This is a genomic window from Myxococcus sp. AB025B, from assembly GCF_006518215.1.
In the GTDB taxonomy this organism is placed as follows: Bacteria; Myxococcota; Myxococcia; order Myxococcales; family Myxococcaceae; genus Myxococcus; species Myxococcus fulvus.
On record NZ_SRLW01000099.1, the window covers coordinates 12113 to 30453 of the forward strand.

Genomic DNA, 18341 nt, shown 5'->3' on the forward strand with positions numbered 1-18341 from the left:
CGGCGCCGATGGGCTACCCTGCGCCTCCCGTTGCCCATGGTTCCCGAGACACCCCTCTCCGCTGATTCGCCAGACGTGGCGCTCGCCGTCGACCTCGACGGGACGCTGGTGCGCACCGACACGCTGCACGAGAACCTGCTCGTCCTCTTCAAGCGCGCGCCCTGGCTGGTGCTGCTCCTTCCCCTGTGGGTCCTCAAGGGCAAGGCGTACTTCAAGGCGGAGGTGGCCCGGCGCGCCGCGCTGGACGCCTCGCTGCTGCCCTATAACGAGGAGCTGCTCGGCTTCCTCCAGGAGGAGAAGGCGAAAGGGCGCAGGCTGGTGCTCGCCACCGCGGCGGACCAGCGCATCGCGCAGGCCGTGGCCTCGCACCTGGGGCTGTTCGCCGAGGTGCACGCGAGCGACGGCCGGGAGAACCTGTCCGGGGCGCGCAAGCTCGCGAAGCTGAAGGCGTCGCTCGGCACGTTCGACTACGCGGGCAACGACGCGGTGGACGTGCCCTTGTGGCGCGAGTCGCGGCAGGTGGTGGTGGTGCACGCGCCCTCGGGCGTGCTGAAGCAGGCGCACGGGCTGGGGCGCGCGGTGCACCGCGTCTTCGAGAAGCCGAGGACGAGCCTCCGCGTCTGGGTGAAGGCGCTGCGCGTGCACCAGTGGGCGAAGAACGCGCTGGTGTTCGTGCCGCTGCTCGCCGCGCACAAGGCCGCGTCGCCGGACCTGCTGCTCAAGGCGGTGCTGGGCTTCGCAGCGTTCAGCCTGTGCGCGTCCAGCGTGTACGTGCTCAATGACCTGCTGGACCTGGACTCCGACCGGCGGCACCCGACGAAGAAGAACCGTCCGTTCGCGGCGTGCACGCTGCCGGTGAGCGTGGGGGTGGTGCTGGCGCCCCTCCTGCTGCTGGCGGGCGCGGCGGTGTGTCTGTTGTTGCCGCCCGCCTTCGCGGCGCTCCTGGCGACGTACTACGCCTTGACGCTGGCGTACTCGCTGCGGCTCAAGCAGGTGGTGATGCTGGACGTGCTGGTGCTGGCGGGCCTGTACACGGTGCGCATCTTCGGCGGCTCGCTGGCGGTGGGCGTGCCCACGTCGAGCTGGCTGTTGATGTTCAGCACGTTCCTGTTCCTGTCGCTGGCGCTGGTGAAGCGGCTGTCCGAGGTGCGCAGGCTCAGGCTGTCCAACGAGACCTCCGCGCACGGGCGAGGCTACCTGGCGCAGGACTACGAGCAGCTGGCCAGCCTGGGCGCGGCGGCGGGCCAGGTGTCGGTGCTGGTGCTGGCGCTGTACATCACCTCGAAGGAGGTGACGGTGTACTACGACCACCCCGAGCGGCTGTGGCTCTTGTGCCCGGTGATGCTGTACTGGGTGGGCCGCATCTGGGTGCTGGCGCATCGCGGGCAGGTGAACGAGGACCCGCTCGTCTTCGCACTGAGGGACCGGGTGAGCTACGCGGTGGGGCTGGTCGCGGCCCTGGTGCTGTGGGCGGCCACGTGAGAGGGCTTGCGCGATGAAGGCACTGGAGTCCTGGGGACGCTATCCCCGAGTCGAGCAGCGCACGCACGCGCTGACGTGGCGCTCGGACGCGCTGCCGGAGGTGTCCGGCGCGGTGCTGCCGCACGGGCTGGGGCGCAGCTATGGCGACTCGTGTCTGAACGGGGGCGGCACGCTGCTGCTCACCTCCGGGCTGGACCGGCTCATCGCGTTCGACGCGGCGACGGGCGTGGTGCGCTGCGAGGCGGGCGTGTCGCTGGACACGCTGTTGCGTCTGGCGGTGCCGCGCGGCTGGTTCCTGCCGGTGACGCCGGGCACCAAGTACGTGACGGTGGGCGGCGCCATCGCCAACGACGTGCACGGCAAGAACCACCACCGCGGGGGGACGTTCGGCCGGTACGTGCGCCGCTTCGAGCTGCTTCGTTCGGATGGCAGCCGCCGGGTGTGCGCGCCGGACGAGAACCCGGACTGGTACGGGGCGACGATTGGGGGCCTGGGGCTCACGGGGCTCGTCACGTGGGCGGAGGTGCAGCTCAAGCCCATCAGCAACCCGTTCGTGTTGCAGGAGACGGTGCCCTTCGGGAACCTGGATGAGTTCCTGGTCGTGGCGCGCGAGTCCGAGGCGGACCACGAGTTCACCATGGCGTGGGTGGACTGCCTGGCGCGGGGCCGGAAGCTGGGGCGCGGGCTGCTCTACCGGGGCAACTTCGCGCCGCCGCAGTTCGACCGGCTGCCGTTGGCGAAGAGCCACCTGTCGCACGGCATGGGGCTGGCGGTGCCCATGGACATGCCGGCGTTCTGCCTCAACCGGCTGTCGGTGTCGGCGTTCAACTGGCTGTACTTCCACCGGCAGAACGGCAAGCCGAAGCAGCGGCTGACGCACTACGACCCGTTCTTCTATCCGCTGGATGCCATCTATGGCTGGAACCGCATCTACGGCCGGCGTGGCTTCCTCCAGTTCCAGTGCGTGGTGCCATACGCGACGGCGCGCGACGCGCTGAAGGAAATCCTGGAGCGCAGCTCGCGCGGCGCGCTGCCCAGCTTCCTGTCGGTGTTGAAGACCTTCGGTGACATCCCCTCGCCGGGGTGGCTGTCCTTCCCGCGCCAGGGTGTGACGCTGGCCATGGACTTCGCCAACCGGGGGGAGAAGACGTACCGGTTGGTGGAGGACCTGGACAAGCTCACGCGCGAGGCGGGCGGCGCGGTGTATCCGGCGAAGGACGCGCGGATGAGCCCGGAGAGCTTCGCGGCGTACTTCCCGCGCCGCTCGGAGTTCGCGGGCTACATCGACCCGGCCTTCTCCTCGTCCTTCTGGCGGCGGATGAACCCGGTGGCCCTGCCCTTCTCGCTGGAGTCGGAGCGGAAGGGCGGAGCCGCCGCGCCGCAATCCCTGCTTGCGCTTCGCTGACCCCTCTTCGAGATTCCAAGCCCCATGAAGAAAGTGCTCGTCCTCGGCGCCACCAGCGCCATTGCCCAGGCGACGGTGAGACTGCTCGCCGCGCGCGGTGCCTCGCTGTACCTGGTGGGCCGCAACGTGGAGAACCTGGACGCGGTGGCGAAGGATGCCGCCACGCGGGGCGCCGCGAAGGTGGAGTCGAAGGCGCTCGACCTGAATGACTTCAGCGCGCACGAGGCGCTGGTGGACGGGGCGTTCCAGGCGCTGGGTGGGCTGGACGGCGTGGTGCTGGCGCACGGGGTGCTGGGAGACCAGACGGAGGCGCAGCGCTCGTGGGCGGCGACGGAGGCGGTGCTGCGCACCAACTTCCTGAGCGCGGTGTCCTTGCTGACGGCGCTGGCGAACCGCTTCGAGGCGCAGAAGGCGGGCACGCTGGTGGTGATTTCGTCGGTGGCGGGAGACCGGGGCCGGCAGAGCAACTACGTGTACGGCGCGTCGAAGGGCGCGCTGAACGTGTTCCTCCAGGGCCTGCGCAACCGGCTGGCGAAGTCCAACGTGGCGGTGGTGACGGTGAAGCCGGGCTTCGTGGACACGCCGATGACGGCGCACATCCCGAAGAACAAGCTGTTCGCCTCGCCGGAGAAGGTGGCGCGCGGACTCCTGAGCGCGGCGGACGGGCGCAAGAACGAGGTCTACGTCCCCGGCATCTGGGCGCTCATCATGCTCATCATCAAGAGCATCCCGGAATCCGTGTTCAAGAAGTTGAAGCTCTAGCTGTAAACGGACGCCGGGAGCGGCGCTGCTTGTCAGACGGCTTTGCTATCTCCACACTCGGGGCATGGCCTACGGCAAACGCGAAACAGAGGGTGTCGCGACCCTCGCCGATATCGAGGCTCTGCCCGAGGGCGTCGTGGGCGAGATCATCGAGGGAACGTTGTATGTGCATGCCCAGCCGCGTGCTGGGCATATGGACACGCTGGGCGGCCTGTTTGCCGCACTCCGAGGGCCCTTCCAGCAGGGGCGAGGTGGGCCTGGAGGTTGGTGGATTCAAGTGGAGCCCGGTATCCGACTGGAGGGCTCTCCTGAGTTCATTCCGGATGTCGCGGGGTGGAGGAAGGACCGGGTGGCGAGGATTCCAGCGGGCTCGTGGCTCGTCGCGCCCGACTGGGCCTGTGAAGTCCTGTCGCCATCGACGCGCGCCTACGACCTGCGCATCAAGCGACCCTTCTACGCGCGGATTGGCATCAAGCATCTGTGGTTCATCGACCTGGACGCACGCACCTTGCTGGTGAGCGAGCTGCGCGAGGGACAGTGGGTGGAGGTCGGGACCTACTGCGATGACGACATCGTCCGAGTGCATCCGTTCGAGGACCTCGAGCTGAGGCTCGACGAGCTCTGGCCGCTCCTGGAAACCACCTCCGGGACCTAGCCTCCCACCTCGGCTTGTCAGACGGCGCTGCTATCTCCACACTCGGGGCATGGCCTACGGCAAGCGCGAGACAAAGGGTGTCGCGACCCTCGCCGACCTCGAGGCTCTGCCCGAGGGCGTCGTGGGCGAGATCATCGATGGTGCGCTGTACACGCATGCCCGCCCCGGGGGCGGACATGTGTATCTGGGCTTGAGACTCTTCGGCGAGCTGGATGGTCCCTTCCAGCTCGGTAATCCCGGCCCGGGCGGATGGTGGCTCATGGTCGAGCCCGGCGTCCAGGCCGAGGGCTCCCCCGAGTTCATCCCCGACCTCGCCGGCTGGCGACGCGAGCGAGTCCCCACGCTCCCCGAGCGACAGTGGACCACCGTGCCCGACTGGGTCTGTGAAATCCTGTCGCCGTCCACCCGCTCGTACGACGTGCGCATCAAGCGTCCGTTCTACGCGAGGCTCGGAATCCGCCACCTGTGGCTCATCGACCTGGAGGCGCGCACGCTCACCGTGAGCGAGCTGCGCGAGGGCCACTGGAGCGAGGTGGCCGTCCATCACGAGCACGAGGCCCTCATCCGCGTCCCGCCCTTCGAGGACCTGCCGCTGCGCTGGAGCTGGCTGTGGCGCTCGCTCCAGCGTCCCGTGCCTTGAGGCTCAGCGCGCCGCCGGGCGGAACCACGTGGGCTCCGCTCGCACGGACGTGCCCCCCGTGAACATGCCGCTGATGAAGAACTCGTTCTCGAAGAAGTGGTACGGGTGGACGAGCTCCGGACGGCTCGCCGCCTCCAGCTTCGCCGCCTGCGCCTCCGGAATCACCACGTCCAGCGCGTGCAGGTTCGCCTCCAGTTGCTCCGGCTTCGTCGCCCCGATGATGGTCGACGCCACGCCCGGCCGCCGCGTCACCCACGCCAGCGCCACCTGCGCCGGCGGCTTGTCCAGCTCCCGAGCCACCTCCAGCAGCGCCTCCACGATGCCCCAGTTGCGCTCCGTGAAGAGCTTCTCGAAGCCCGGGTTCCCTCCACCCTGGATGGCCGCCACGCGCCCATCCCCCTTCACCACGCCGCGCTCCCGCGTGTACTTGCCCGACAACAACCCCGAGGCCAGCGGACTCCACGGCGTGATGCTCGCGCCCAGCTGCAACGCGGCCGGGATGTGCTCGCGCTCGATGTTGCGCTCCACCAGCGAGTACTCGAGCTGCAACGCGGCCACCCGCTCCCACCCCTCCTTCTCCGCCAGCGTCTGCGCCCGCGCGAAGTACCAGGCCGGCACATCCGAGAGCCCGATGTAGCGGACCTTCCCCGAGCGCACGAGGTCCGTCATCGTGGACATCACCTCCTCGAGCGGCGTGATTCCGTCCCACGCGTGCAGCCAGTACAGGTCCACGTAGTCCGTCTTCAACCGACGCAGCGACGCCTCCAGCGAGCGCCGGAGGTTCTTGCGCCCATTGCCGCCCGCGTTCGGGTCCCCGGGAATCGTGTTCACGGTGAACTTCGTCGCGATGACGGCGCTGTCCCGTCCGCCGTGCTCCGCGAAATAATCCCCGATGAACGCCTCGCTCGTGCCGCCCGTGTACCCATCCGCCGTGTCGATGAAGTTGCCGCCCGCCTCCAGGTAGCGGGCCAGCAGCCGGTGCGCCGTGTCCTTGGGGCTGCCCCAGCCCCACTCCGTGCCGAACGTCATGGCCCCCAGCGCGAGCGGGCTCACCCGCAGGCCCGAGCGGCCCAGCAGGTGGTACCTCGACAGCGTGTCGATGCGGTTCGTCGTCATGCGTGCCTCCGTGGATGACCTCAAACTGCCGCCCACGGGCTTCTTCGAGAAGAGACTGGAATCGCAAACACTGTTTAGGATGGCTTCACAATGGCCCTGACACCCCTGAACGAGCTCGCCGTGTTCGTCGCCGTCGCCCGGCACAAGAGCTTCACGCGCGCGGGCAAGGAGCTTCGCGTCTCCACGTCCGCGGTGAGCCAGACGGTGCGCATGCTGGAGGAGCGCGTGGGCGGCGCCCTGCTCTCCCGCACCACGCGCAGCGTGTCGCTCACGGACATGGGGCAGCGCCTGCTGGAGCGCGCGGGACCGGGCCTGGAGTCGGCGCTGGGCGCGCTGGAGCACCTGTCCGCGGACGTGTCCGAGATCAGCGGCACGCTCCGGCTCACCGTGCCCGTGATGGGGCTCGCCACCGTCATCGAGCCTGTCATCCCCCGCTTCATCCAGGAGCATCCCCACGTCCGCGTCGACGTCCGGGTCACGGACCGGTTCGTGAACATCGTGACGGAGGGGCTGGACGCGGGACTGCGGCTGACGGAGTCCGTGGAGCGCGACATGGTGCAGCTGCGCCTGTCACCCTCCTTCCGCTTCCTCATCGTCGGCTCGCCGGCCTACCTGAAGAAGCATGGGACGCCGACGCGCCCCGCGGACCTGGCTCAGCACGAGTGCATCGGCTACCGCGCCCCCACCACGGGCCTGCCGTACCACTGGGAGCTGGAGCGCGGGCGCAAGCAGCTGCGCATCGCGGTGAAGGGGCCGCTCGTCACGGACGACTCGCAGTTCACGCGGCGCATGGCCGTGGCGGGCGTGGGCCTGGCGTACCTCGCCGAGCCGGAGCTCACCCCGGCGTTGCGCGAGGGGACGCTGCGAGCCGTGCTGGAGGACTGGGCGCCCTCCGTCCCGGGCCTCTTCCTGTACTACCCCCACCGGGCTCGCGCCTCCCCGGCGCTGAAGGCCTTCGTCGCGCTCGCGCGGAAGATGCTTCCCACGCCCACACGCGCCTGAGGCTCACCCCGTGGGCGTCGGCCCCGAAAGGAACGCCAGCGCCGTGCGGACGAAGACCTCACGCCACGCCCCGAAGAGCGGGACATGGCCCTCACCAGGGACGACCCACAAGCGGGACTCCGGAATGGAGCGGTGCAGTTCCACCGTCAGTTCCACCGGATAGAGCGGGTCCTGGTCTCCCTGGACGAGCAGCGTCGGCGCGAGCACCGTTCCCAGGTGCGGCGGCGTGAAGCTCATGTCATCGAAGCTGTCCGCGAAGCCTCGGACGTGTCGCCACAGGGCTCGAATCTGCGCGTCTCCGTGTACGTGCTTCGAGCGCAGGTCCGCCCACTCCGCTTCCGAGCGCGACGCCTCCGTGTAGGTCGCCATGATGCGGCGGGCCGACGCGGGGTAGTACGGCGTGCTGGAGACCAGCACCATCCGCTCCACGCGCGCGGGGGCTCGCGTGGCGACGTGAAGCAGCGTGTTGCCACCCAGGCTCATCCCGATGGCTCGGCACCGCTCGATGCCCAGCGCGTCCAGGAGCGCGAGGACATCCGTCGCGCACTGGCGCGTGGTGAAGTCCTCCGAGGGATTGTGGCTCCGGCCGTGGCCTCGCAGGTCTGGGATGACGAGCCGGTACTCACGGGCCAGCACGTCCAGGTCGAACACGTGGCCCCAGTCCCCGCCCGCGCCGGTGAAGCCGTGAAGGAGGAGCAATGGAGGCCCCTCGCCCAGCAGCGTGCAGTGCAGCCGCAGGTCCTCCAGCGTGACTGTGCGCGTCTCTCGCGTCGCGTTCATCCCATGCCCCCGTGCGTGACCGGAGACATTCCGGTCGCGCGGGGACGTACGGGAACGCGGCGCGACTTGATAGCTTCGTTCTTTCGCGCAAAACTGCTTCACGGCATCACGGGCCGCGCACGGCCATGCTCAGTCGAGCGACCCGTCGATGATCTTCTTCGCAATCCCGAACGAGAAGCCCGCGCGCGCCAGGGCGGCGAGGTCGCGCTGACGGTTCTCCTCGCGCGTCGCCAGGTTCTTGCGGAAGGGGCCCAGGCGCTTCTTGCGGGCCCAGATGCGCGCGGCGTCCTCGTCGGAGACCTCCGCGGTGGCCTGCGCCAGCTTGCGCTGCACCAGGTCCGCGGCCACGCCCTTCATCCGCAGCTTCTGCGCAATCACCCGCGTGCTGCGCCCGGCCGCGCGCAGCGACTGCGCCTTCATGCCGGCGTAGGCGTCATCGTTGATGAGGCCGTTGCGGATGAGCTTCTGCGTGAGCGCGTCAATCCACCCGAGCGCCTCCGCGCGGTCCCCGCCGTGCTCCTTCACCGAGCGGTCCACGCGGCGCACCAGCACGCGCTTGAGCTGGCTCACCGTGGAGGCGTAGCGCTTCAAGTAGTGCAGCGCCGCGTTCTCCAGGTAGCGAGCAGACACCTTCCGGGGTCGCTTCTGTTTCCTCGGAGGTCTGCTGTCCTGTCCGGTCCGGTCGTCTTCCACGCCGCCCTATCTATCAGGGCGGTCCGACGAAGACGCCGCTCGGGTGATACCCCGACGAAACGAGGGCGGACGGACGAGCAGGCCCCTCGTCCGCCTCCCCTGCGGCCGAGGACGCGTGATGGCGGCTCCCGAGCCCCAGCGCGCCATCGCAGGAGGTCGGGCCTCCTGGCGGACCCGCGAAGTCACTGCCCCTCGAGCACCACCACCACAAGCCCTCTTTCGTTCACCTGGCGTGGAGCATCAGCGGGAGAGCGGGCCTGCGGAGTCACAGGGCCTGGAGCACCGCCGCGAACACTCCCCGCATCACGGCCTGGCCGCGCGCTACGAACATGAAGCAGGCGTGCCGGCTCGTGGGGGCAGCGCCTCACGGTGGCTTCAGCATCACCACGAGCCCCTCGCATCACCGTGCAGCCGCAGGCTCCAAGCACGCTGCGGGCGTGCCCACTCGTGGGGGCAGCGCCTCACGGTGGCTTCAGCATCGCCGCGAGCCCCTCGCATCACCGTGCAGCCGCAGGCTCCAAGCACGCTGCGGGCGTTCCCGCGCGTGGGGGCAGCACCTCACAGAGCGGCAGCCCCGAGGCCTCCGGCAGCGTCACGCCCAGCCACGTGGCAAGGGTGGGCGCCAGGTCCAGCGGCGTCACGGCGCGCCCGTGTCGCGCGGCGGGCAGTCCCTGTCCGTAGAAGAGGAGCGGCACGTGTGTGTCGTACTCGTAGGGCGTCCCGTGCGTGCTCGCATGGTCGTCATCCGGCGCGAGCAGCACATGCGGGTCCGCGATGAGCACCAGCTCTCCCGAGCGCGTGGGCACGTACTCCTGTCGCACCCTCCGGGCGAAACCCTCCGCCCGGTCCGCGCTCACCTCCGTCGCCGACACCACCTCCGCGATTCCCGGCACCGCACGCGCCGCCTTCTTCGCCACCTCGGCCGCCTTCTCCAGCGACACACCTCGCGCCTTCAACCGCGCCTGTCGCAGATACAGGTGCGGCGCGCTGAACGCCTCCACCCAGTCCTCCGCGCCGAAGGCCCCATCCATCGCGACGTCCACCGCGCGCGTCACCGTCTCCGCCGACAACCGCTGCTCGGCGCGCGCGGGCGCGGGCGCCATCCCATGGTCCACGCTCATCGCGACCAACACCTTCGACAGCCCCACCTCGCGGTCCATCGCCTCCAGGAACGCGGCCAGCGCCCGGTCCAACCGCAAGAGCATGTCCACCGTCTCGTGACTCTCCGGCCCGAAGCTGTGGCTCACCACGTCCACGCTCGACATGCCGCTGGCCAGCAAATCCCTCGCACCGGGGCGCTTGCCCAGCTGCTCCGCCTTCACGCCCGCGAGCGCGAGCTCGAACAACTTCTCCGCCCCCAGCGACGTGTACAGGAACACCTCCTCCGTCGTCAGCGGATGGGGGAACGTCCGCCCCAGCACCGATTCGGTCCCGCGCACCTGTCAGCGCTATCTGGTACTGCACGACCTTCCGTCGACGATGGGCTCCCGCCGAATGGGGTCCAGCGACAAGAGGGCTCCGCATGCTGCCGCGATGGTCGATTCCCCTACTGTTCGTGATGCTGGCCGGATGCAGCGGCACCACGAAGTCCGTGCGCCTGCACATGGGCCACAGCGAGCCCATTGTCCTCGCCCTACGCGACGGCGATACCGTCCCGGTGGAGATGGACGAAGAGGCCTTCGTTGAGGCCGTGGAAGCACTGGCCCGGAGCGGGCAGCCATCCACCCGTCCCCAGGAGACGGCCCGGCGATTGTTCGCGGTGGATTCGCGTGGCGGCTCGTACCAGTACGAGCCGCGCAGTCACCGTGTCATTCCGCTGGGACCGGGCGAACACCTGGAGGGTGAACCCCTCGCGATGGATGTGGAGTTGACGCGCGGCTACCTGCGCTGGTGCGAGCGCACGAGCAGGCCCGGCGACTGCCTGCGCCTCCTGGTGGAGAATCCCACGGTCACCGGGGATGGACGCTACGCCATGGCCATGGCCATGGCCCAGGGCGCCGTGTGGGACGAGATGATGGACGCCTTCAAGGACATGGCCGACCCCCAGGCCATGATGGCGGCGGTTCTTTGGACGTGGACCACGTACTGCGTCTTGCTCGCGGTGCCCGAGCCATTCTCGAAGGGTGTGGCCGCCGTGATGACAGCCTCACTCATTGCCTACGTGGGGTTCGATACGTTCTGGAGCCTCATCGTGGGCTTCAAGCGGCTGGTTGAGGAGGCGGAACGGGCTACCACGTTCGACGAACTGCGCGAGGCGGGGGAGCGCTACGGCGAGGTCATGGGCCGCAACGCGGCGCGTGCGTTCGCCATGTTGGCCATGGCCGCGATTGGGAACACGGCGGCGGGGCTGGGGGCGAAGGTGCCAACGCTCCCCGGCGCAGCGCAGGCGGCGGTGCAGGCCGAAGCACAAATGGGCATCAGGCTCGCAGCGGTCGCGGAGGTGGGAACGGTGGCCGTGAGCGCCGAGACCGTCACCATCGCTCTCGCGCCCGGCGCGGTGGCCATGGCGGCCAGCGGCACGGGCGACGGCGCCTCCGCCAAGGCGCGTCCTACGGGCTACAAGGCCTGGGGCTCGTTCAGTGGCTTCAAGAAGGCCATGGGCCCGGCAGGCAAGAACAAGGAGTGGCACCACATCGTCGAGCAGACTCCAGGCAACGTGAAGCGCTTCGGCCCCCAGTCCCTCCACAACACCGAGAACATCATCTCGCTGGACAAGAGCCTGCACACCAAGATCAGTTCCCTCTATTCGTCGGTCCGCTATGACATGACTCATTCGTTCACGCAGACCGTACGGCAGTGGCTGAGCACACAATCCCACGAGGTCCAACGCGAGTTCGGGCTGTTGGCCATCGAGAACGTGAAGAAGAGGGTCTGGTGATGACGTTGGAAGAACTGGTCGAGCAGTTCGCTCGGAATGTCGCGGCCCAGACGGATGCCATTCATCAAGGAGATTCCAGAGCGGGGAACAAACACGCCAAGCAGTACACCGCCGCGCTTCAGGCGCTACGCGAACAGGGGGACAATGGGCGAGACGCCCTAGCCGTGCTGCTGAAACACCCGCGCACAGACGTTCGCGCCATGGCGGCGGCATTCCTGCTTTGCTACCGGACGGCAGAAGCCAAGGCGGTACTGGAAGCGGCAGCGAACGAGGGAGGGGTTGCTGCCATCGGAGCGACCATGACACTCCGACGATGGGAGGATGGCACCTGGGCACTCGACCCGGGTTAGCGGAGCCCGCGCGCCCGCCGAGCCCTTGGTGCCACCGGACTCGAACAGGGGCGTCTTCGAGGGGACGTGCCACGCATTGCGTCACCCCGCCGGACAACCACCTTTTGAGTCCGCGCGATGCCCCTGGCTACGCTCGGCGGTCCGAGGCCGCCATGACCACCGCCGCCCCCATCCCTTCCGCGCCCGAGCCCGTCGCGCCCGTGACGCCCACCGTCGCGCCCGAGCCGTCCCTTCCTCCGTGGAGCCTGGCGAAGCGGCTCGGCTTCCGCTTCGTCTGCGCCTACGTCCTCCTCTACGCCTTCCCCTTCCCGGTGTACGTCGTCCCCGTCGTCGGCGCGCCCATCTCCGAGGCCGTCTCCGACTTCTGGAACCTCGTGGTCCCCTGGGTCACCCGCAACGTGGCCGGCTACCAGGGCGAGCTCTCTCTCGCGCAGACGGGCAGCGGCGACAAGGCCATCGACTATGCCCAGACCGCCGTCTTCCTCGCGCTCGCCCTCGTCGCGACCGGCGTGTGGTCCCTCGTCGACCGGCGGCGTCCGCGCCACGAGAAGGCCCACGCCCTGCTGCACCTCTACGTGCGCTACCTGCTGGCCGTCCCCATGCTGGGCTACGGCTTCTCCAAGGTCTTCAAGTCGCAGTTCCCCATGGCGTCCGTCGAGCGGCTCACCCAGTCCCTCGGCGACTTCTCTCCCATGGGCCTGTTGTGGACCTTCATGGGCCACTCCCCCGGCTACAACCTCTTCACCGGAGGCGCCGAGGTGCTGGGCGGCCTGCTGCTGCTCGCCCGTCGCACCACCACGCTCGGAGCGCTGGTGGTCATCGGCGTCATGTCCAACGTCGTCGCGCTGAACTTCTTCTACGACGTCCCCGTCAAGCTCTACTCCACCCAGCTCCTGCTCTTCGCCGTCTTCCTCACGCTGCCGGACCTGCGCCGGCTCGCCAACGTCTTCGTCCTCAACCGCGCCACCCAGCCCGCGTCCCTCGAGCTCCCCTTCACCCTCTCCCCGCGCGTCCTCTGGGCCTCGCGTGCCGTGAAGGTCCTCTTCATCGGCTGGCTGCTCCACAACAACATCACCAGGGGCCACGAGCGCTACACCCAGTGGGGTGACGGCGCGCCCCCGCCACCCTTCGGAGGCCTCTACAAGGTCGAGTCCTTCACCCGGGACGGCCAGGAGCTCCCGCCCCTCCTGACGGACCCGCATCGCTGGCGCGCCGTGTCCGTCGGCCGCAACGTGGTGGCCGCCCGGCTGATGAATGACGTGCGCCGCTACTTCCCGGTCAAGGAGGGCGAGGCCGGCAAGTCCATCCTCCTCATGTCGGGACGGGGCGACGACGCGAAGCCCGTGGCCACCCTGAAGCGCGAGTCGCCGGATGCGGAGCACTTCGTGCTCGAGGGCGAGGTCGACGGCGCCAAGGTCCACGTTCGACTCAAGCCGGTGGACATCTCGAACTTCGAGCTGCGCGGACGCGGCTTCCACTGGGTGCAGGAGAAGCCCTACAACCGCTGACGCCTACCGCTCCGCCGGGCACACGCTCGCCACCGCGGCGGGCGTCTGGGGCAGGGGCTCCACGAAGCGCCCCTCACCGAAGCCCAGCGCCCAGAAGCGCGGGCGCACCTCCTCGCGCGCGAGCAGCCGCAACAGCAGGAACTTCGCCTCGTCCTGTCCGTCGAAGGCCATGGGGAAGGTGTTGTGGTGCATGGCCACCGACGTGGAGGAGCCGAGCACCTTGTGCGCATCCAGCGCCTCGCGCGGCCCCATGTGCACCGTGTGGAGCACACGCGGCCGGTAGGCCCCAATCGGCAACACCGACAACCGCATGGGCCCGAAGCGCGCGGCCATCATCGCGAAGTGCGGACCGAAGCCCGTGTCCCCCGCGAAGAACGCCGGCCCGCCCGTCGTCGACACCACGTACCCGGCCCACAGCGTCTCCGCCTGGTCCGTCAGCCCCCGGTTCGAGCGGTGCTGCGCGGGCACCGCCGTCACCGACACCTCCGGCGTCACCCGCGTGGCCTGCCACCAGTCCAGCTCCTCCACGTGCCGGAAGCCCTCGTCATCCAGGAGCGCCTTGTTGCCCAGCCCGACGATGAAGCGCGGATGGTGCGCCGCCTCCAGCCTGCGCAGCGTGGGCAGGTCCAGGTGGTCGTAGTGGTTGTGGCTCACCACCACCACGTCGATGGGCGGCAGGTCCTCGAAGCGGATGCCCGGCGGATGCACCCGCTTGGGCCCCACCCACGGCACCGGGCTGGGCCGCTCCGAGTAGATGGGGTCCGTCAGCACATTCACCCCGTCCGCCTGGATGAGCACGGTGGCGTGGTTGATGAGCGTGACCTTGAGCTTGCCCGGGCCCACGCGCTCGGGCGGGGGCCTGCCGGGGGGGAGGTCCTCGTACTCGCGCCACTCGCCGCGAGGCTCCTTGAGCGCCGCGCCAATCAGCTCGGACACCGACAGCATCGGCGCGTCACCGAGGTTCTGGAACTTCTCCCCGTCGAAGTGCGCCATCGGCGGCCCCCGGTGGCTGGGACCCGCGAAGAGGCAGCCGCCCACGAGCGGCGCGCAGGCGAGCAGGCCCCACAGGGCGGTCGATGCGGGAAACCAACGGACCAGGGACGCGTGGGGCATGGGGACGACGCTCCATCGAAGCCAACGGCCACGCCCTCCGGTCAGGGCGCAGGCGGGTCTGCATCGTAATGGCGGGCACGCGGCCGCGCAGGACTCTTCAGGAGGACGTGGCCACCCGAGGACGCTTCGCGGCGGACGCCATCTGGGGCTTGTGCTCACGCAGCCAGTCCACCGTGTCGCGCAGCGTCTGCTCCAGCGGGCGGAAGCGCACCCCCAGCTCCCGCTTCGCCTTGGACGAGTCCACCCGCAGCTTCGCGCGCATCACGCGCACCCCCTCCACCGTCAGCGCCGTCTCGCCCCCCGTCAGCCGGGCCCACGTCTGCGCCAGCGCGCCCAACATCAGCGCCAGCGCGTGGGGCAGCACCCTGCGCGGCGCGGGGATGCCCGACACCGCCTCAATCGTCCGCGTCAGCGTGCCCAGGTCCACGAACTCGCCGCCCACCAGGTAGCGCTCCCCCGAGCGCCCCTTCTGGGCCGCCACCACGGTGGCCTCGGCCACGTCGCGCGCGTCCACCAGGCACGAGCCCCCTTCGAGCAGGGCCGGCATCTTCCCCGCGGCCAGGTCCAGGATGAGCTGCCCCGCGGCGGTGGGCCCCGCGTCCCCGGGACCGAACATCCACCCCGGCAGGATGTAGACCACGTCCAGGCCCGTGCGCGCGCTGAAGGCGTTGAGCTCCCGCTCCGACTCCACCTTGCTCTTGAAGTACAGGTTGCCGGCGAGCAGCGCCGCGGGCGGCGTCGACTCGTCTCCGGGCGAGCCGTCCGCCTTGGCCCCCACCGTGCCCGAGGAGCTGATGTCCACGAAGCGCTTCACCCCGCGCTTCTGGGCCTCCTCCGCCAGCGCCACCGTGGCCGTCACGTTGATGGCATACAGCTTCGGCCAGTGGTCTCCCGCCGCGTAGTATTCGCGGAAGTACGCCGCCGTGTGGATGACCACGTCACAACCTTCCAGCGCGGCCGCGAAGCCCTTCACGTCCAACATGTCCCCTTCCACCACCTCCACGCCGGACAGCCCACCGAGCACCTGGCGCGCCTTCGCCGGCGAGCGCGCCAGCGCCCGCACCGTGTGCCCTCCCGCCACCAACGCCCGCACCACGTTGTTGCCCAACAGCCCCGTACTGCCCGTCACGAATGCGCGCATCCAGCGGCTCCCCGTTAATGTGAACGATGTTCAAATAAGAGCCAGTCTGAACACTGTCAAGATGAACGGGCGGGCAAGGAGGCTGGGGCGATGACGACCCGGGCGAAGAAGGCGGCGGCGCCCAAGCGGCGCACGTACCACCACGGAGATTTGCGGCAGGCGCTGGTGGACGCGACGCTGAAGCTCATCGCGACGGAGGACGTGGGCGCGGTGTCGTTGCGGGAGGTGGCGCGGCGCGCGGGCGTCACGGCGGCGGCGCCGTATCACCACTTCCGGGACAAGGACGCGCTGCTGGCGGCGGTGGCGGAGGAGGGGTATCGGGCGCTCAACGCGCGGATGGATGAGGCGATGACGAAGGCCCGGGCGCCGCGCATCGACGGCCAGCTCAAGGCGCTCGCGCGGTGCTACGTGCGCTTCGCGGTGGAGCACCCGGCGCACTACCGGGTGATGTTCCGGCAGGAGTGGAGCGACGAGGAGAAGTACGCGGGCGTCCACACGGAGGGCATGCGCGCCTACGCGCGGCTGCGGGAGCTGGCGCAGGAGGTCCGCGTGGCCTCGGGGGGCAAGGTGGACATGGACATCCTGGCCTTCACCATCTGGTCCTGGGTGCACGGGCTCGCGTCGCTGTGGAACGAGGGGCCGCTGCGAAAGAAGAGCCAGAGTGATTCCATCGAGCCGCTGCTGGAGCGCTCGTCGGAGATGTTCGTCGGGTGGGTGGTGGGCAAGGCGCCGTGAGGCGCGGCTCAGCCGACGACGGTGCGGAGGATGCGCTCGAAGAGCCACGGGCTGTGGCCGAGCATCCGGACGATGGGGCGTCGCAGCCAGGGACGGCGCGCCAGCATCAGGAGTGAGCGCGTGGCCCAGGCGTACTTGCGGAACACCTGCTGGAAGCGCGCCTCGTAGGGCTGGAGCACGTCGCGCGTCGCTCCTCTCGCGAGCGCGTCCGGCAGGAGCGCGCCCAGCGACTCCGCGCAGGAGAAGGCGAGGGAGAGGCCTTCTCCGGTGAGCGCGTCCACGTAGCCCGCGGCGTCGCCCACCAGGGCGAAGCGGTCCGCCACGCGCACGCGGGCCACGCGCGCCAGCGGACCCGCGCCTCGCACCTGGGAGTCCGGCGTCGCGGCGGACAGGCGCGCCTCGAGCTTCGGGAAGCGGGACAGCAGCGTCTCGAAGCCCACGCGCCCCTCCACGCCTCCGTCCTCCCAGAGGAAGGCGAGCCCCACGCGCCGGGCGCCCGCGGGCGTGACGTAGGCCTCCACGCCGTTCGCGAAGTGCACCTCGACGTAGGGGGTCCAGGGTTCGAGCTGGAAGTGGCGGCGCAGGCCGAAGCGGCGAGGCCCCTGGGCGTCCAGCTCGAGTCCCTCCGCGCGCCGCAGGGGTGAGGCGAGCCCGTCCGCGGCCACCAGCATCCGCGCCTGGACCTCTCCGTCGACCAGCTCCAGCGTCACGCCGTCGCCGACGCGGCGATGCGACACCACGTGGGTGCGCTCACGGAGCTCGGCGCCCGCTTCGCGCGCGCGGGTGACGAGCGCCTCAGCGAGCGCCACCCGACGCACGCCGAGCCCTCCTGGCGCGGGGAGGAGCCCCTCCGCCGTGCTGCCATCCTCCTGCACGTAGCGGATGCCCACGAACGGCGCGCTCTGCGAGCGGTCCAGGTGAGCGAGCGCGCCCAGCCGCTCCAGGGCCGCGAGCCCCGCGGGCATCAGCCCCTCGCCGCAGGCCTTGTCGGCCGGGAAGGAGGCTCGCTCCAGGACCACGGTGTTCAGTCCCCGCGTCGCGGCGTGGATGGCCACGGCGAGCCCTGCCGGGCCTCCTCCCACCACCGCGACGTCATACCGACTCATGGCGCGAACTCCGCCAGAGACCCCGCCTCCGCGCAATGGCGCCACGTCCGGGCGCCGCGCGGTGCTCGTGACCGGCCAGGGCCCCGCCTGATGCTCGGCCGCTCGCCACCTGTCGCGCAGGGGATGCTCGGGCGGGCGTCTCCCGCCAGGGCAAGCGCGGCGCGGCGTCTCACGAACGAAGCTCCTGGCCCATCCTCTCCGGGAGTCGACGGCTCACGTGTCGTGCCCCGCCCGCGCCATGGCGAGCACGCCGTGCGCCATCTCCGCCGCAATGCGCGCCTGCCTCGGCGGCGACGGCGCTCCGGAGAGTCGACGACTCACGTGTCGTGCTCCGCCCGCGCCATGGCGAGCGCGCTGCGCGCCATCTCCACCGCCATGCCCACCATGCCCACCTTCTTCGGCGGCGACAGCTCTCCGGCGAGGTGCCGCCGCAGCGCCTCCATCCGGCGCAGCTTCCCGCTCGACGTGCGCGGCAGCGTCCCCGGCTCCAGCAGCTTCACCGTGTGCGGACGCACGCCCGTGGCCTCCACCACCGCCGCGCGGATGCGCTCCTCCACGGCCTCGTCGACGTCCGTCCCGCCCCGCTCCGCGAGGATGAGCAGCGCCTCGTCCTGTCCCCCCTCGGGCGTGAAGCCGAGCGCGACCGCGCACCCCGTGCGCACGCCCTCCACCGACTGGAGCGGCTCCTCGAAGGACTGCGGCGCGTGGTTCGCCCCGCGGATGATGACCACGTCCTTCGCGCGGCCCGTCAGGTACAGCTCCCCCTCCGCGATGAAGCCCAGGTCTCCCGTGTCCAGCCACCCGTCCAGCGTCAGCGCGCGCCGCGTGGACAGCGCATCCCCGAAGTAGCCGCTCATCAGCGACGGCCCACGCGTGAAGACCTTCCCCACGCGCTGGTCCGGCAACACCCCGCCCTGCTCGTCGCGAACCTCCACCTCGAAGCCCGCCACCGGCGAGCCCACGCTCACCAGCCTC

The 18341-nt window shown here is 70.1% G+C and carries 17 protein-coding genes and 1 pseudogene; 10 read left to right on the top strand and 8 right to left on the bottom strand.

Annotated elements, in window-relative coordinates; genetic code table 11:
- The first annotated feature begins 36 nt into the window (after positions 1–36).
- The 5 genes from FL311_RS18280 to FL311_RS18300 all read left to right on the top strand — a co-directional run bounded on the left by FL311_RS18280 (position 37) and on the right by FL311_RS18300 (position 4944).
- A complete protein-coding gene (locus FL311_RS18280) occupies positions 37–1482 on the top strand; it encodes a UbiA family prenyltransferase (RefSeq protein ID WP_141326518.1) in 1446 nt (481 codons plus the stop codon).
- A 13-nt stretch (positions 1483–1495) separates the two neighbouring features.
- Positions 1496–2887 (top strand): FAD-binding oxidoreductase, encoded by a 1392-nt coding sequence (locus tag FL311_RS18285; RefSeq protein ID WP_141326520.1) that lies wholly within the window; start codon positions 1496–1498, stop codon positions 2885–2887.
- A gap of 24 nt (positions 2888–2911) precedes the next feature.
- Positions 2912–3649 (top strand): SDR family oxidoreductase, encoded by a 738-nt coding sequence (locus FL311_RS18290; RefSeq protein ID WP_046716433.1) that lies wholly within the window; start codon positions 2912–2914, stop codon positions 3647–3649.
- A gap of 64 nt (positions 3650–3713) precedes the next feature.
- Positions 3714–4304: a Uma2 family endonuclease gene (locus FL311_RS18295; protein ID WP_141326521.1), complete on the top strand. Its 591-nt coding sequence runs from the start codon at positions 3714–3716 to the stop codon at positions 4302–4304.
- Positions 4305–4425: 121 nt separating this feature from the next.
- Entirely contained in the window at positions 4426–4944 is a 519-nt protein-coding gene (locus FL311_RS18300) for a Uma2 family endonuclease (RefSeq protein WP_248543034.1), read from the top strand.
- Between the two features lie 3 nt (positions 4945–4947).
- Here the strand turns inward: FL311_RS18300 and FL311_RS18305 are convergent, their stop codons facing one another.
- Positions 4948–6060 carry an aldo/keto reductase gene (locus tag FL311_RS18305; RefSeq protein ID WP_141326525.1) on the bottom strand — a complete coding sequence of 371 codons (1113 nt, stop codon included), beginning with the start codon at positions 6058–6060 and terminating at the stop codon, positions 4948–4950.
- Positions 6061–6150: 90 nt separating this feature from the next.
- Here FL311_RS18305 and FL311_RS18310 point away from each other — a divergent pair, with 90 nt between their 5' ends.
- A complete protein-coding gene (locus tag FL311_RS18310) occupies positions 6151–7062 on the top strand; it encodes a LysR family transcriptional regulator (protein WP_141326527.1) in 912 nt (303 codons plus the stop codon).
- A gap of 3 nt (positions 7063–7065) precedes the next feature.
- Here FL311_RS18310 and FL311_RS18315 read toward each other — a convergent pair whose 3' ends face one another.
- The 3 genes from FL311_RS18315 to FL311_RS18325 all read right to left on the bottom strand — a co-directional run bounded on the left by FL311_RS18315 (position 7066) and on the right by FL311_RS18325 (position 9974).
- Positions 7066–7842: an alpha/beta fold hydrolase gene (locus tag FL311_RS18315; RefSeq protein ID WP_141326529.1), complete on the bottom strand. Its 777-nt coding sequence runs from the start codon at positions 7840–7842 to the stop codon at positions 7066–7068.
- A gap of 129 nt (positions 7843–7971) precedes the next feature.
- A complete protein-coding gene (locus FL311_RS18320; RefSeq protein ID WP_141326531.1) occupies positions 7972–8535 on the bottom strand; it encodes a regulatory protein RecX in 564 nt (187 codons plus the stop codon).
- Positions 8536–9032: 497 nt separating this feature from the next.
- Complete coding sequence (locus FL311_RS18325; protein ID WP_141326533.1) at positions 9033–9974, bottom strand: alkaline phosphatase family protein; 942 nt, start codon at positions 9972–9974, stop codon at positions 9033–9035.
- Between the two features lie 83 nt (positions 9975–10057).
- Between FL311_RS18325 and FL311_RS18330 the strand changes: the two genes are divergently transcribed.
- From FL311_RS18330 to FL311_RS18340, 3 genes are all read left to right on the top strand, one after another.
- Positions 10058–11413 carry a hypothetical protein gene (locus FL311_RS18330; protein ID WP_141326535.1) on the top strand — a complete coding sequence of 452 codons (1356 nt, stop codon included), beginning with the start codon at positions 10058–10060 and terminating at the stop codon, positions 11411–11413.
- Positions 11413–11763 carry a DUF2019 domain-containing protein gene (locus tag FL311_RS18335; protein WP_141326537.1) on the top strand — a complete coding sequence of 117 codons (351 nt, stop codon included), beginning with the start codon at positions 11413–11415 and terminating at the stop codon, positions 11761–11763. Before FL311_RS18330 ends, FL311_RS18335 begins: the two co-directional genes overlap by 1 nt.
- A 152-nt stretch (positions 11764–11915) precedes the next feature.
- Positions 11916–13271: a hypothetical protein gene (locus tag FL311_RS18340; RefSeq protein ID WP_141326539.1), complete on the top strand. Its 1356-nt coding sequence runs from the start codon at positions 11916–11918 to the stop codon at positions 13269–13271.
- Positions 13272–13274: 3 nt separating this feature from the next.
- Here the strand turns inward: FL311_RS18340 and FL311_RS18345 are convergent, their stop codons facing one another.
- Complete coding sequence (locus FL311_RS18345; protein WP_141326541.1) at positions 13275–14384, bottom strand: MBL fold metallo-hydrolase; 1110 nt, start codon at positions 14382–14384, stop codon at positions 13275–13277.
- Between the two features lie 97 nt (positions 14385–14481).
- On the bottom strand, positions 14482–15525 hold the full coding sequence (locus FL311_RS18350; RefSeq protein ID WP_141326543.1) for an SDR family oxidoreductase: 1044 nt from the start codon (positions 15523–15525) through the stop codon (positions 14482–14484).
- 90 nt (positions 15526–15615) lie between these two features.
- Between FL311_RS18350 and FL311_RS18355 the strand changes: the two genes are divergently transcribed.
- Positions 15616–16260, top strand: a complete 645-nt coding sequence (locus FL311_RS18355) for a TetR/AcrR family transcriptional regulator (protein WP_141326545.1) — start codon at positions 15616–15618, stop codon at positions 16258–16260.
- Between the two features lie 8 nt (positions 16261–16268).
- Here FL311_RS18355 and FL311_RS18360 read toward each other — a convergent pair whose 3' ends face one another.
- Together FL311_RS18360 and FL311_RS18365 are read right to left on the bottom strand one after the other, a co-directional pair.
- On the bottom strand, positions 16269–17366 hold the full coding sequence (locus FL311_RS18360; protein WP_141326547.1) for an NAD(P)/FAD-dependent oxidoreductase: 1098 nt from the start codon (positions 17364–17366) through the stop codon (positions 16269–16271).
- A gap of 317 nt (positions 17367–17683) precedes the next feature.
- A pseudogene (locus FL311_RS18365) lies at positions 17684–18341 on the bottom strand (AMP-binding protein); the annotation flags it as partial.

Bases quoted from the DNA above. Each gene is read 5' to 3' on its own strand.
- FL311_RS18330 (WP_141326535.1), top strand. From the start codon at position 10,058: ATGCTGCCGCGATGGTCGATTCCCCTACTGTTCGTGATGCTGGCCGGA.
- FL311_RS18350 (WP_141326543.1), bottom strand. From the start codon at position 15,525: ATGCGCGCATTCGTGACGGGCAGTACGGGGCTGTTGGGCAACAACGTG.
- FL311_RS18285 (WP_141326520.1), top strand. From the start codon at position 1,496: ATGAAGGCACTGGAGTCCTGGGGACGCTATCCCCGAGTCGAGCAGCGC.
- FL311_RS18290 (WP_046716433.1), top strand. From the start codon at position 2,912: ATGAAGAAAGTGCTCGTCCTCGGCGCCACCAGCGCCATTGCCCAGGCG.
- FL311_RS18280 (WP_141326518.1), top strand. From the start codon at position 37: ATGGTTCCCGAGACACCCCTCTCCGCTGATTCGCCAGACGTGGCGCTC.
- FL311_RS18360 (WP_141326547.1), bottom strand. From the start codon at position 17,366: ATGAGTCGGTATGACGTCGCGGTGGTGGGAGGAGGCCCGGCAGGGCTC.
- FL311_RS18340 (WP_141326539.1), top strand. From the start codon at position 11,916: ATGACCACCGCCGCCCCCATCCCTTCCGCGCCCGAGCCCGTCGCGCCC.
- FL311_RS18315 (WP_141326529.1), bottom strand. From the start codon at position 7,842: ATGAACGCGACGCGAGAGACGCGCACAGTCACGCTGGAGGACCTGCGG.
- FL311_RS18310 (WP_141326527.1), top strand. From the start codon at position 6,151: ATGGCCCTGACACCCCTGAACGAGCTCGCCGTGTTCGTCGCCGTCGCC.
- FL311_RS18345 (WP_141326541.1), bottom strand. From the start codon at position 14,384: ATGCCCCACGCGTCCCTGGTCCGTTGGTTTCCCGCATCGACCGCCCTG.
- FL311_RS18355 (WP_141326545.1), top strand. From the start codon at position 15,616: ATGACGACCCGGGCGAAGAAGGCGGCGGCGCCCAAGCGGCGCACGTAC.
- FL311_RS18305 (WP_141326525.1), bottom strand. From the start codon at position 6,060: ATGACGACGAACCGCATCGACACGCTGTCGAGGTACCACCTGCTGGGC.
- FL311_RS18295 (WP_141326521.1), top strand. From the start codon at position 3,714: ATGGCCTACGGCAAACGCGAAACAGAGGGTGTCGCGACCCTCGCCGAT.
- FL311_RS18335 (WP_141326537.1), top strand. From the start codon at position 11,413: ATGACGTTGGAAGAACTGGTCGAGCAGTTCGCTCGGAATGTCGCGGCC.